The organism is Trinickia camelliae (assembly GCF_053525655.1).
In genome coordinates, this window is the sequence record NZ_JBCHAA010000005.1 from 1 (window position 1) to 11,979 (window position 11,979).

Annotated in this window: 11 protein-coding genes and 2 tRNA genes; 9 read left to right on the forward strand and 4 right to left on the reverse strand. The window is 63.9% G+C overall.

What is annotated here, in order from left to right; translation table 11 throughout:
- Positions 1-126: 126 nt before the first annotated feature.
- The 3 genes from AAHK20_RS10270 to AAHK20_RS10280 all read left to right on the forward strand — a co-directional run bounded on the left by AAHK20_RS10270 (position 127) and on the right by AAHK20_RS10280 (position 1,146).
- Positions 127-202 (forward strand) — tRNA-Gly (locus AAHK20_RS10270).
- A 115-nt stretch (positions 203-317) separates the two neighbouring features.
- Positions 318-391: transfer RNA gene (locus AAHK20_RS10275), tRNA-Cys, on the forward strand.
- Between the two features lie 269 nt (positions 392-660).
- Positions 661-1,146, forward strand: coding sequence for a GNAT family N-acetyltransferase (locus tag AAHK20_RS10280; RefSeq protein WP_449181352.1), 486 nt, complete (start codon positions 661-663; stop codon positions 1,144-1,146).
- Positions 1,147-1,198: 52 nt separating this feature from the next.
- Here AAHK20_RS10280 and AAHK20_RS10285 read toward each other — a convergent pair whose 3' ends face one another.
- Genes AAHK20_RS10285 through AAHK20_RS10295 form a run of 3 tightly spaced genes read right to left on the reverse strand, consistent with a single transcriptional unit; the run spans position 1,199 to position 3,257 of the window.
- Positions 1,199-2,083, reverse strand: a complete 885-nt coding sequence (locus AAHK20_RS10285; RefSeq protein ID WP_449181353.1) for a cytochrome c oxidase assembly protein — start codon at positions 2,081-2,083, stop codon at positions 1,199-1,201.
- A gap of 9 nt (positions 2,084-2,092) precedes the next feature.
- A complete protein-coding gene (locus AAHK20_RS10290; RefSeq protein WP_449181354.1) occupies positions 2,093-2,551 on the reverse strand; it encodes a copper chaperone PCu(A)C in 459 nt (152 codons plus the stop codon).
- Between the two features lie 28 nt (positions 2,552-2,579).
- Positions 2,580-3,257: an SCO family protein gene (locus AAHK20_RS10295; protein WP_449181355.1), complete on the reverse strand. Its 678-nt coding sequence runs from the start codon at positions 3,255-3,257 to the stop codon at positions 2,580-2,582.
- A gap of 326 nt (positions 3,258-3,583) precedes the next feature.
- Between AAHK20_RS10295 and otsB the strand changes: the two genes are divergently transcribed.
- On the forward strand, positions 3,584-4,336 hold the full coding sequence (gene otsB, locus AAHK20_RS10300) for a trehalose-phosphatase (RefSeq protein ID WP_449181356.1): 753 nt from the start codon (positions 3,584-3,586) through the stop codon (positions 4,334-4,336).
- On the forward strand, positions 4,333-5,772 hold the full coding sequence (gene otsA / locus AAHK20_RS10305; protein WP_449181357.1) for an alpha,alpha-trehalose-phosphate synthase (UDP-forming): 1,440 nt from the start codon (positions 4,333-4,335) through the stop codon (positions 5,770-5,772). Before otsB ends, otsA begins: the two co-directional genes overlap by 4 nt.
- A 5-nt stretch (positions 5,773-5,777) precedes the next feature.
- On the opposite strand, the gene AAHK20_RS10310 is transcribed toward otsA, so the two are convergent.
- Complete coding sequence (locus AAHK20_RS10310) at positions 5,778-7,649, reverse strand: ABC transporter ATP-binding protein (protein ID WP_449181358.1); 1,872 nt, start codon at positions 7,647-7,649, stop codon at positions 5,778-5,780.
- A gap of 697 nt (positions 7,650-8,346) precedes the next feature.
- Here AAHK20_RS10310 and AAHK20_RS10315 point away from each other — a divergent pair.
- The 4 genes from AAHK20_RS10315 (at position 8,347) to AAHK20_RS10330 (ending at position 11,698) form a co-directional block, all read left to right on the forward strand.
- Positions 8,347-9,411, forward strand: a complete 1,065-nt coding sequence (locus AAHK20_RS10315) for a glycosyltransferase family 4 protein (protein ID WP_449181359.1) — start codon at positions 8,347-8,349, stop codon at positions 9,409-9,411.
- Positions 9,412-9,683: 272 nt separating this feature from the next.
- Positions 9,684-10,556 carry a hypothetical protein gene (locus tag AAHK20_RS10320; protein WP_449181360.1) on the forward strand — a complete coding sequence of 291 codons (873 nt, stop codon included), beginning with the start codon at positions 9,684-9,686 and terminating at the stop codon, positions 10,554-10,556.
- Positions 10,557-10,707: 151 nt separating this feature from the next.
- Positions 10,708-11,076, forward strand: a complete 369-nt coding sequence (locus tag AAHK20_RS10325) for a DUF488 domain-containing protein (RefSeq protein WP_449181361.1) — start codon at positions 10,708-10,710, stop codon at positions 11,074-11,076.
- A 16-nt stretch (positions 11,077-11,092) separates the two neighbouring features.
- Positions 11,093-11,698 carry a uracil-DNA glycosylase family protein gene (locus AAHK20_RS10330; protein ID WP_449181362.1) on the forward strand — a complete coding sequence of 202 codons (606 nt, stop codon included), beginning with the start codon at positions 11,093-11,095 and terminating at the stop codon, positions 11,696-11,698.
- Positions 11,699-11,979 lie beyond the last annotated feature (281 nt).

Sequence of the window (11,979 nt, forward strand, 5' to 3'; positions counted from 1 at the left end):
GCGCAACCTTGCCAAGGTTGAGGTCGCGAGTTCGAGACTCGTCTCCCGCTCCAGATTTGAAGCGGCGTTTTGTTGAAGTGTTGTTGTCGGCATGAACAAGACAATGCGCTGCGCATGCAGGATCATGCGGGAGTAGCTCAGTTGGTAGAGCGCAACCTTGCCAAGGTTGAGGTCGCGAGTTCGAGACTCGTCTCCCGCTCCAGACATACGGGGAAGCAGCGCTTCCCTTTTTGTTTGGTCGGCCAGATGGCCAAACGTATCAATCTGCGAATCGTTGCAACGCGTGATGGATGGCGACGGTTAGGCAGTCCGCTTATGGCGCGATAGCAAAGCGGTTATGCAGCGGCCTGCAAAGCCGTGTAGGCCGGTTCGACTCCGGCTCGCGCCTCCAGATGAAAAAGCCCCGAATTGTCGGGGCTTTTTGTTTTTCCGGCGCTATTTCGCCGCTATTCCGTGCTGTGCTTGAACGACTCCAACTCGTTGATATAGCGCTCGCTTCGCACGCCGTTGCTTCCGTAGTACTCGTCGACCGATCCTGAAGTATCAATTGACTGAGGCATATCCCGCTGGATGGCCGTGCATGGCCTTTGCCTCGGCATCGCGGCATAATCGTCGCACTGTGCCACTCTGCACGCGCCTTCTGCGTAATCCCACTCCATCATGATCGAATCGAAACCCACTCCGTCCGTCGAGATCGAATGGCACTGGAAGTCGTTCTCCGAGCTGAACCCCAACGAGGTCTACGACATGCTCGCGGCGCGTAGCGCGGTCTTCGTCGTCGAGCAAAACTGTGTCTACGGCGATATCGACGGCCAGGACGCGAATGCATGGCACCTGTTCGCCTACGACAGCAACGGTAACGACAAGCCGCTCGCCGGTTATCTGCGCGTGTTGCTGCCCGACGAGAAGGAAACCGACGTGCGCATCGGCCGAGTGCTGACCACGGCCGCGTATCGCGGCATCGGCCTGGGCAGTTCGATGCTCGAGCAGGCGCTCAAGCACATCGTCAAGCAATGGCCCGACGCGGCGATCAGTCTGCATGCGCAAGCGCATCTGCAGGCGTTCTATGGTGCGTTCGGTTTCGAGCCGAGCTCCGATGTCCACGACGAGGACGGCATCCCGCACGTCTGGATGCGCTCGGTATAAAACACAAAGGGCGGCCTGCAAGCCGCCCTTTCGACACTTTCTTTTCAGCCGCTCAGCCCGCGTGTCGCGCACGCTGCGGCGCCACACTCGCGCCTTTGCGCCCGTCGTCTCGCATACGCTCCTCGCGTAAGCGATCGCGTGCCGAGAGCCGCATCCAGTGACGCAGCGCGATCAACGCGCCGAACACGCTCATCATCGAACCGGGAATCCATAGCAGCAAGCCGCCGATCTGCTGATCGCGAATCGGACTGATCCAGGTGAACGCGCGGCCGCAGATCGAGTAAATCGGATACAGCTCGCGCGGCGTAAAGAAGATCAGCGCGCCGAGCACGATTTGCGGCGGAATCGCCGCGACGACCATCATGATGCGTCGCCCCGGCGCAAGCCGCGCAGGCGGCGCGGGCCGCGGATCGAGCACGAGCCACCAGAACATCAGCCCGTCGATCACCATGCTCCAGTTCATCACGCGATAGAGCCGCCAGTCGAGCATCGCCTTGAAGTGAATCGGCGACAGCAGCCAGAAATAGATCAGCCCGACGAACAGCACCACGGCGACCACCGGATGGAACAGCACGTCGAACACGACGCGCACCGGCTTGGTCTGCAGCGCGGGACGCATGAAGCGTTGCCGCCAGCTGAACGGAATCCCTGCACGCAGCGCCGCGCCCGGATACGACCACGCGATGAAGAACGGCCCGAGGTGATGCAGCACGAGATGCTGCGCGCGGTGCATGAAGAACTCATGCTCGAAGTAGTAGTCGAGCCGCGTATGCAGCGCGATGTAGAGCGCCACCAGCCCGAACCAGAACGACAGTTGCCGCCGCAACGTCATCCGCGCCTTGGGCGCGCCGCGTGCGAAGAGTACCGCCGCGACCAGCACGCAGACGACGACCGTCGGCGACGGTTCCCAAGGTTCGAGCCAATACAGCAGATTCATCGCGGTTGCTTACTTGGTTTGCGAAGGCGGTTTGACGGCAAACGGCGCGTCGACGCTTTCGCCATCGGAGAACTGGAGCTTCAGATGCACGGTGTCGCCCGGGGCGATCTTGCGCTTCGCGTCCATCAGCATGAAGTGGTAGCCGCCCGGCGAGATCGTCAGCTGACCATGCGCGGGCACGGTTGCCTTGTCGACGTGCACCATCTGCTGCGTCGAGCCGTTCGACACGGTCTCGTGCAGCATCGCGTCGCCGTAGTCGGGGCTCGTCACGCCGACGAGATCGATCGGCTTGTCGCTCGAATTCGTGAGCGTCACGTAGCCGGCCGCGGGCAGGTTGTTCGGCAGCCAGCGGACCCACGCGTTCTGGACGCTGATCACTTGCGCGTCGGCGGCCTGTGTGCCGGTGCTGAACGCAACGACGACGGCGGAAGCGAGAGCGGCGGCTACGGCCTTAAATGTCTTGGACATGCTGAATTCCAGGTTGTAGTTAGAGGTATTAAGAGGCGGTCTCGATCAGCCTGCGCAGATCGGTGGCGATCGTGTCGGGCGAGTCGCTGTCGGTGGCGAGCAGGCGCGCGTGGCCTTCGGTGTCGAAAATGTAGACGGCCGAGCTGTGCGTTACTTCGTAGTTGCCGCTCGGGTCGCGCTTCTCCATCTGGTACGCGACGCGGTAGCGCTTCGCGAGCGATTCGATCTGGCCGTCGGTGCCGGTGAGGCCGCGCGCGTGCTCGGCATCGAATGCGCCGACGTAGTCGTGCAGCGCCTTCGGCGTATCGCGAGAAGGATCGACCGTGATGAACAGGATGCGCACCTGTTTCGCGTCGGGCCCGAGCTTTGCGAGCACTTGCATGAGCCGCGCCATCGTTTCCGGGCACACGTCCGGGCAATGCGTGTAGCCGAAATAGACGAGGGTGGTGTCGCCCTTGAAGGCCGACGCGTCGACGGGCTTGCCGTCATCGCCCATCAGCGAGAACTCGAGGTCGGGCAAATGGCCCGAGACGTTGGTCAGCTGCCATGGCGGCTCGTTGTGGGAGCACGCGGCGAGCAGCACGGAGCAGGAGGCGATGGCGGCAAGCGCCGCCAAGCGAAGGCGCCGGCGCATCGTGCTGTGTCGTTGCGCGGGCTGGTCCAGTGCGCCGCGCGGCGCACGGACGGCTTGGAACAAAGGCAGCATCCGGAACTCAATTAAATGACTGGGTGCGCACGGCCGGCTGCGGAAGCGCCCGTTTCGTGTGCAGCGGCTGCGAATGTAGCGCAATTTGCGATGAGCCGCTGCCGTGCGGCCTAGATGCGTCCATAGCAGAGTCAATATGTCGCAGCCAGTGAAAGTAAGGCGTAACGTAACCGTTTCCGGTTTGAACGCAAGCCGCTGTTTTTGCGGCCCGCTTACTATCGAGAAAGGCTTTCTCGAAAAAATGGCGCTCGCGCGGTAAGATGCGCAAACTTTTCCGGCGCGAACGGTCGTACCAGACCGCGCAGCGCCGCGAGGCAATCACACTGATGCAATCACTACCGGCCTTCTTGTCTCTCCACGAGACCGCGTTTTTCTTCGATTTCGACGGCACGCTCGTCGAACTGGCGCCGACGCCCGACGGTATTCATGTGCCGGCTGCTCTCATCGTTCTGATCGGCGAGCTGCGGCGTCTGACGAATGGCGCGGTCGCGATCGTGTCGGGCCGCGGCATCGACAGCATCGACTCCTTTCTCGGCATGCCCGATCTGCCGATCGCCGGCTTGCACGGCGCCGAGCGGCGCGACGCGAACGGCGATACCCAGCGTGTCGGCTTCAACGACGAGCGATTACTTCGCATGGAGCGCGTGCTCGAGGAGGTCGTGCAGGCGAACCCCGGCATGCTGCTCGAAATCAAGGGCGCGGCGCTCGCGCTGCACTTTCGGAACGCGCCCGAGCGCGAGGCGGCCGCGCGCGAAGCGACCCAGAAGCTCGTCGCCGACTACTCGGGCGCGTACGTGCTGCAGCCGGGAAAGATGGTCTACGAGATCAAGCCGAAGGATGTCGACAAGGGCCGCGCGCTGCGCGCATTCCTCGACGAGCCGCCGTTTGCCGGCCGCACGCCCCTCTTCGCCGGCGACGATCTGACCGACGAGAAGGGCTTCGCGGTCGCCAACGAGCGGGGCGGGCTGTCGGTCAAGGTCGGCGCGGGCGATACGTCGGCGCGCTCGCGTGTGGAATCGGTCGATGCGTTGTACGAATGGCTGTCGTCGATCGTCGCTGCCGCAAAACGCGCGCCATGAGCCGCCTCATCATCGTTTCGAATCGCGTCGCGCCGATTTCCGAGGGCGGCCCGGCGGCGGGCGGCCTCGCGGTCGGCGTCTACGATGCGCTGAAGGAAACCGGCGGGATGTGGTTCGGCTGGAGCGGCGACGTGCTCGCGTCCGGACAGCCGCAGATCCAGCTTGAAGAGCGCGGGCCGGTGACGTTTGCGACCATCGGGCTCGTGCGCCGCGATTACGACCAGTATTACCGCGGGTTTTCGAACGCGACGCTGTGGCCGGCGTTTCACTATCGTGCCGATCTGATCCAATACGATCGTCATGATTTCGAGGGTTACTGGCGCGTCAACGCGTGGCTCGCGCAGCAACTCGTGCCGCTCCTGCGCGACGACGACGTGATCTGGGTCCACGACTACCATCTGATCCCGTTCGCGCAAGCGTTGCGCGCGGCAGGCGTGAAGAATCGCATCGGCTTCTTCCTGCACATTCCGTTTCCGGCGTCGCAAGTGCTGCTCGCGGTGCCGCCGCATCGACAGCTCGTCGAAGCGCTGTGTTCGTTCGACTTGCTCGGCTTTCAGACCGAGCCCGACTTGCGCGCGTTTTGCGATTACGTCGTGCACGAAGCGGCCGGCGAATGCGAGCACCCGGCTAACGGACCCTCGACGATCCGCGCCTTCGGCCGCACGCTGCATGCGGCGGCTTATCCGATCGGCGTCTATCCGGATGAAATCGCGCAGCTCGCGAAGGCTGGCGCGCGAGGCAAACCCGTGCGCACGATGAAGGCGACGCTGCATGGCCGCAAGCTCATCATGAGCGTCGATCGTCTCGACTATTCGAAGGGACTCGTCGAGCGTTTCCGTGCATTCGAGCGCTTGCTGGATCAGGTGCACGCGATGCGCAACAACGTGTCGTTCGTGCAAATCGCGCCGCCGACGCGCGCAGACATGCATGCCTATCAGGACATCCGCCTTCAGCTCGAAGGCGAGTCTGGCCGCATCAACGGACGCTTCGCCGAACTCGATTGGACGCCGATTCACTATATCCACCGCCAGTACGAGCGTCAGGTGCTCGCGGCGCTCTTTCGCGAGTCGCACGTCGGCTACGTGACGCCGCTGCGCGATGGGATGAATCTGGTCGCGAAGGAATATGTGTCGGCCCAAGATCCGGACAATCCTGGCGTGCTGGTACTGTCGCGTTTCGCGGGTGCGGCTCAGGAGCTGGACGGCGCGTTGATCGTGAATCCGATCGATATCGACGGGATGGCGGAGGCGCTGGCGACGGCGCTCGAGATGCCGGTTGCGGAACGCCGCGCGCGCTATCGCGACATGATTGCGCAACTGCGCGAGAACAATGTCTCGGTGTGGCGCGATAACTTCCTTAGCGATCTCAAGCGCAGCGGGGAACCGCGCCCTGCGGCGCGGGCCAAGACCGCGCGCAAGAAGGCGACTGTCGAATAACGTAGTCAGGCGATGTGCTGCTCGTCGAACTTCTTGCCGCCGAGATGCAGCTGCGTGCCTTTACCGTATTGCTTCGCGAGGAGATCGCGATACATGCCGGGCCGGGCGCGCAATTCCTCGGGCGAGCCGTCGTCGATGACTTTGCCCGCGCTCATCACGATGATGCGGTCGAAATTCTGCAGCGTCGACAGGCGGTGCGCGATCGCGATCACGGTGCGGCCCACCATCAGGCGGTCGAGCGCCTTCTGAATCGCTTCCTCGGATGCGCTGTCGAGTGCCGACGTCGCTTCGTCGAGCAGCAGGATCGGCGCATTCTTGAGGATCGCGCGCGCAATCGCGATGCGCTGGCGCTGGCCGCCCGAGAGCTTCACGCCGCGGTCGCCGACAATCGTGTCGAAGCCTTCCGGCATCGCTTCGATGAAGTCGGTGCAGCGCGCCTCGCGCGCGGCGGCGAGCACTTCGTCGCGAGTCGCCTCGGGCCGGCCGTAGGCGATGTTCTCGTAGACGGTCCGGTGGAAGAGCGAAATGTCCTGCGGGACGAGCGCGATCGACTGGCGCAGGCTGTCCTGCGTGATCGCCGCGATGTCCTGGCCGTCGACCTTGATCGAGCCGCCTTGCGTGTCGTAGAAGCGCTGCAGGAGCGCAAGCACGGTCGACTTGCCGGCGCCTGACTTGCCGACGAGGCCGACGCGCTGGCCCGGCTCGATGTGCAAATCGAAATGATCGAGAATCGCGCGGCGGCGCGGATAGGCGAACGTGACGCCGTCGAAATCGACGCGGCCGCCTTGCGCAGTCAGCTCGCCGGCGTCGTTGCGGTCCGGCATGCTGTGCGGCTCGAGCAGCGTCTGGACGGCTTCGGCGAGACGCGCGATGTGCTGCGTCACGTCGACGAGCGCAACGGCCAGGTCGCGCGTGCCGTGCAGGATCGTAAAGCCGAGCGAGCTGACGAGGACGATGTCGCCGGACGTCGCCTTGCCTTGGTCCCACAGCCACAACGCCCAGCCGAGCAGGCCGGCCGACAGCATCGCCGTGATCACGGCGTGCAGCAGGCGCAGCTTCTCGAGATACAGCAGGCTGCGCTGGCGCGCGTCCATCTCGGCCTTGACCGTCGCGCCGAAGCGCTTCTGCTCGCGAAACGTCATGCCGAACGCGCGCACGAGGCTCATGTTGCTGATCACGTCGACGAGCTCGCCGTCCACGGACGCCGCCTTGGTCGCGAACTGATGGTGCCGCGACGACCCGCGCTTCGCGAGCTTGAACAGCACGATCGAGAGCACGGCCGAGCAGGAGAGGAGGCCCGCCGCCATGACCGGATTCACGGTGACGATCATCACGATCGCGCCCATCACCGCGATGCACGGCGGCAGCACGTTCCACGCCATCGTGTTCTCGGACGTGTAGACGGCGTTCGACGTCGCCGTGATCCGGCTCGCGAGCATGCCCGGCTGCTTCTCGGCGTAGTAGGTGGGGGAGTGTCCGCTGAGATAGGAGAACAGGTCGCGCCGCAGGTCGCCCGTCACGTTGACGAACGCGTGCGCGGCGACCCAGCCGCCGATCCGCCACAGCAGGTTGTCGGCGGCGATCAGGCCGACCAGGATGGCGAACGCGCTCCACAGCGGACCGGGGTGGTGACGCCCGGCGCCGAGCACGTCGATCAGATGCTTGATCGCGTACTGGGACCCGAGCGCGCAGCCGACCGCGGCGAACACGCTGGCGAGCACGATCGCATGGGCGACGGGGTGGCGCCGGATATAGGTCAGCAGAAACGCAAGCGGCCGATGCGCATAGCTCGAAAGCTTCGCATTGCGGGCGTTACGCTGGGCGACGGTGAGATGTTCCAATTCTTCGTGCGATCGACGCAAAACGGGTTGAGTCATGAAAAGAATAGTCTGCGGGTGGCGCGTCGCGAGCCAATATCAAGATAACAGCCGCTACAGGGCGACATTGTAAACACGCACAGCCCGTGCCGGAGTACGGAGTTGTAAGCGCACTCTCCAGGGCGCCGGTGTGCGGGAGCGGCCGTCGACGCGGCGCGTTTCGTGTTGGCTACCGCTCGGGCGAGCCCGAGTCAAGCGCCTAGATTTTCCGAATTCTTTCTGAGATAGAATTACGAATTCCATTCAGGACCGACTGGCCGGTCTATCGGATGAAGCCCGTTCGCGAGCGGGGAGGCGGTACTCGGGAATCGGAGTCAGTAGTTGCTTAATCTAGAACTTTCTTAAAAAACAAAGGTTTGCAAAGTGTTTCGCCTTTGTAACAACGTAAAGACTTTGAAATGATGTGCGGCACAACCTTCGTGCTGCCCGATAATGGCGTCCGGGTTAGCCCTAGGAAATTTGTGCTGATCCGGTCAACGATTGTGAAAAAAGTACGTTAACGGCTCATGCCCGCCGTAGGTGCTTCACACATCGTTCGGGCATTAACTTGCCCAAGCGATCCACCGCAGGCTCATGGAACCGAATGTAGGACAGGCCGGCTCAATATCGAGATACCGGCCGCCCACACCGGAGCAGGCGATTCGCTTTTAACAAACAAGCAGTCATTTTTGCCTGAATTTTTACTAGGAGTTCATCTATGCGGATCGCTCAAATCGCTCCCCTTCACGAAGCGGTTCCCCCGAAACTGTACGGCGGCACCGAGCGCGTGGTGTCGTACCTGACCGAAGCACTGGTCGAAATGGGACACGACGTGACGCTCTTCGCGAGCGGCGATTCGCAAACGTCTGCGAAGCTCGAAGCGGTTTGGCCGCAGGCGCTGCGCCTCGACCCGACGATCCGCGACACGATGGCTCCCCACATGCTGTTGCTCGAAGAAGTGCGCCGCCGCGCGGACGATTTCGACGTGCTGCATTTCCACATCGACTACTACCCGTTCTCGCTGTTCTCGCGCCAGCCGGTGCCGCAGCTGACGACGCTGCATGGCCGTCTCGACCTGCCCGAGCTGCAGCCGATCTTCAACACGTTCAACGACGTACCGGTGGTGTCGATCTCCGACAACCAACGCAACCCGCTGCCGCAAGCGAGCTGGCTGTCGACCGTCTACCACGGTCTGCCGGAAAACCTGCTCAAGCCGATTCCGGACGTGAAGCCGAGCTATCTCGCGTTCCTCGGCCGCATCTCGCCGGAAAAGCGTCTCGACACCGCGATCCGCATCGCCGAGAAGGCGGGCATGCCGCTCAAGGTCGCCGCGAAGCTCGACAAGGCTGACCGCGCCTACTACGAAGAAGTGATCAAGCCGCTGATGTCGCTGCCGCACGTCGAGTACATCGGTGAAATCAGCGAAGCCGAGAAGACCGAATTCCTCGGCAACGCGCACGCGCTCCTGTTCCCGATCGATTGGCCGGAGCCCTTCGGTCTGGTGATGATCGAAGCGATGGCGTGCGGCACGCCGGTGATCGCGTTCAAGCGCGGCTCGGTGCCGGAAGTGATCGAAAACGGTGTGTCGGGTTTCGTCGTCGAAGACGAAATCAGCGCCGTGGCCGCCGTCAAGCGCCTGTCCTCGCTGCCGCGCGCAACCGTGCGCAAGGCGTTCGAAGATCGCTTCTCGTCGAAGGTGATGGCGCAGAACTACATCAATTCGTACGAGGAGCTGCTGCGCCAGAAGCGCCGCACCGTGCTGCGCGAAGTCGCGGCCGGCTAAAGTTCGCCGAAACCAAGGGCGCGGGTGTCCTAAAGCCCCCCGGCGCCGGCAACGCCCCGCATGCGAAGTGCCGCATGCGGGGCGTTGTTGTTTTTGCGCCTCGCTTCGGAGGCCCGTAGCTGCGTCCTTCCGTCGATTTTGTGTTCGAAGCTGGCAATGCGCGTGAGCGGGTCTTGCAATGTCCCTATAATGGCCGCCGTGCCGTTTTTCGGACGGCGCGAAGCCGGACGGCGTCCAGCCCGACGGCGCCCAGTCGATGTCAGGAGGACGTTTTGGCGAGAACGAATCAAACGCGAGCGAATCCGGCGCCGGGCGCCGGAACGCTGTTCGCGCTGCGCGCCATCGGTCTCGTGATTCTCACGCGCTGGCTCTATTCGATGGCGCAGATGGGGTACGGCGCGTCGCTGTCGGCGATGACGTCGTCGCCGTGGGCCTGCATCAACGTTGTCTTCCTGTTCCTCGTCATCGTCCTGCCAGGCGCTCAGGCTCGGGCCGAGCGCCCATTCCATCCGCTGCCGCAATGGCTGCGGCAGGCGCTCCGGTTTTTTGCGCTGCTTGGGCTCGCGTTTGCGATCTGGTCGATCGGGGCGTTCGTCTGGGCCGCCGGCTGGCGCCGCACCATCAATACGATCGCGGAGACCAACGGCTGGCTGGTCGTCGCGCCGGCGCTCTACGCGGCAGTCATGTGGATTTGCCGTCCGCGCGCGCTGTGGCGCACGAACATCGCGGCCAGGCGTTTCGCCATCGGCCGCTATGCGATTTCGCTCGATGCGAACACGCGTACCGTCGTCGTGTGGGTCGAGAGCCGCAAAGTCGGGCAGTACGACGCGCGCGAGCTGTCGGTCAAGTGGCCGGTGTCGGAAGTGCAGCCCGTCGTGACGCCGCTCGGCGACGTGCGCGCCGTCGAAACGGGGTTGCCGGGCGCCGCGCCCGCGATGGCCTCCAGCCACGCGCGCGTGGGCGGCCGGCATCTGCGCCAACGAATCGAGTTGCTGTGGGATTCGCCCGCTGCAGCCGGACATAACCGGCAGACCGTGTTTCGCGTGCCGCTCGCCACCGAGGGCGATCGCGCCGCGGCCCGGGCGCTCGATGCGACGTTGCGGCAGGTGTCGCCCGATATCGGTCCTGTCATTCCTCACGTCTGACCAGCCGGCGCTGGCCCTCAGGCGCTGGCGCCCCCGACTAGGCGTCCCCGACGTCCTGTATCACGAAGTGATATATTGATTTTCCGCCCAATCGTCAGTTTTGCGCGGCGGCGAAGCGCCCCGGCGCGGTGTCCGCGCGCATGCCAACATCATGAAATCGTCCCAGATCGGCATCAGCCGAGCCTATGATCGTCCGCTCAGCGAGCGCGGCGCGCGTTTTCTCGTCGATCGAGTGTGGCCGCGCGGCGTGACGAAAGAAGAATTGCATCTCGACGCCTGGCTGCGCGACGCCGCGCCAAGCGACGAGCTGCGCCGCTGGTTCGGTCACGATCCCAAACGCTGGAGCGAATTCGTGAGCCGTTATCGCACGGAACTCGACGCGCATCCGGACTGTGTGGAGCCGATTCTCGAAGCGGTCGCCAAGGGTCCGGTCACGTTGCTGTTCGGCGCGCGAGATCCGGAGCACAACCAGGCAGTGGTGCTGCGCGACTATGTTCTGGCGAAACTCGCGCACCACTGACATCTACCGACATCCGATGCAAAAACAGAAGCCCGGTTTGCCGGCGCTCCTCGCCGAGATTCGCGCGTGCCGGGTGTGCGAGAGCGCGTTGCCGCTCGGCCCGCGCCCGGTGCTGCAGGCGGGGAGCGCGGCGCGCGTGCTGATCGTCGGCCAGGCGCCGGGCGCGCGCGTGCACGAGACCGGCGTGCCGTGGAGCGACAAGAGCGGCGAGCGGTTGCGGTCGTGGATGGGCATCGGCGAAGACATCTTCTACGACGCTTCGCGCATCGCGCTTGTGCCGATGGGTTTTTGCTATCCGGGCAAGGGACCGTCGGGCGATCTGCCGCCGCGCCGCGAGTGCGCGCCATTGTGGCTCGACCGTGTGCTCGCTGAGTTGCCGGAAGTCGAGCTGACGCTGCTGGTCGGCAGTTACGCGCAGCAGCGGTTCCTCGCCGGCGAGCGCAAGGCGTCGCTCACGCAGACCGTGGAAGCGTGGCGCGATTACGGCGAGCATCGGCTGCCGTTGCCGCATCCGTCGCCCCGCAATGTCGGCTGGTTCAAACATCATCCTTGGTTCGAACGCGATGTCGTGCCGGTGCTGCGTGCGCGCGTCGCTGCCGTGCTGGACGGCAAAGGCAACTAACCGCCGATTGAAGCGAACCGCGGCGTGAATGCGGCGCATCGGCGCGACCGAGGGGCGTGCGATTGCGACCGTTTTGGCTAGCGCGCGTGCCGAGTTTTTCCTGCTGTTCCATTAGTCGCGCGAACCAATCAATCAGCCCGGAAACCCGCGCCACGCGCCGATCCGCCGCACAAACCCCGCCTGAAATCGAGCGTTAGCAACACGCGTTTGACGGGGCTATCATTGCACCCCTGGCGTCCTTTCTTGCTTCCCGATTCGCTGCATGAGCGAGGCGGAAGCGA

What these genes read in the sequence shown, in the direction of transcription:
- otsB (WP_449181356.1), top strand. Translation starts at nt 3,584, where the DNA reads ATGCAATCACTACCGGCCTTCTTGTCTCTCCACGAGACCGCGTTTTTC.
- AAHK20_RS10325 (WP_449181361.1), top strand. Translation starts at nt 10,708, where the DNA reads ATGAAATCGTCCCAGATCGGCATCAGCCGAGCCTATGATCGTCCGCTC.
- AAHK20_RS10290 (WP_449181354.1), bottom strand. Translation starts at nt 2,551, where the DNA reads ATGTCCAAGACATTTAAGGCCGTAGCCGCCGCTCTCGCTTCCGCCGTC.
- AAHK20_RS10310 (WP_449181358.1), bottom strand. Translation starts at nt 7,649, where the DNA reads ATGACTCAACCCGTTTTGCGTCGATCGCACGAAGAATTGGAACATCTC.
- otsA (WP_449181357.1), top strand. Translation starts at nt 4,333, where the DNA reads ATGAGCCGCCTCATCATCGTTTCGAATCGCGTCGCGCCGATTTCCGAG.
- AAHK20_RS10295 (WP_449181355.1), bottom strand. Translation starts at nt 3,257, where the DNA reads ATGCTGCCTTTGTTCCAAGCCGTCCGTGCGCCGCGCGGCGCACTGGAC.
- AAHK20_RS10280 (WP_449181352.1), top strand. Translation starts at nt 661, where the DNA reads ATGATCGAATCGAAACCCACTCCGTCCGTCGAGATCGAATGGCACTGG.
- AAHK20_RS10315 (WP_449181359.1), top strand. Translation starts at nt 8,347, where the DNA reads ATGCGGATCGCTCAAATCGCTCCCCTTCACGAAGCGGTTCCCCCGAAA.
- AAHK20_RS10285 (WP_449181353.1), bottom strand. Translation starts at nt 2,083, where the DNA reads ATGAATCTGCTGTATTGGCTCGAACCTTGGGAACCGTCGCCGACGGTC.
- AAHK20_RS10330 (WP_449181362.1), top strand. Translation starts at nt 11,093, where the DNA reads ATGCAAAAACAGAAGCCCGGTTTGCCGGCGCTCCTCGCCGAGATTCGC.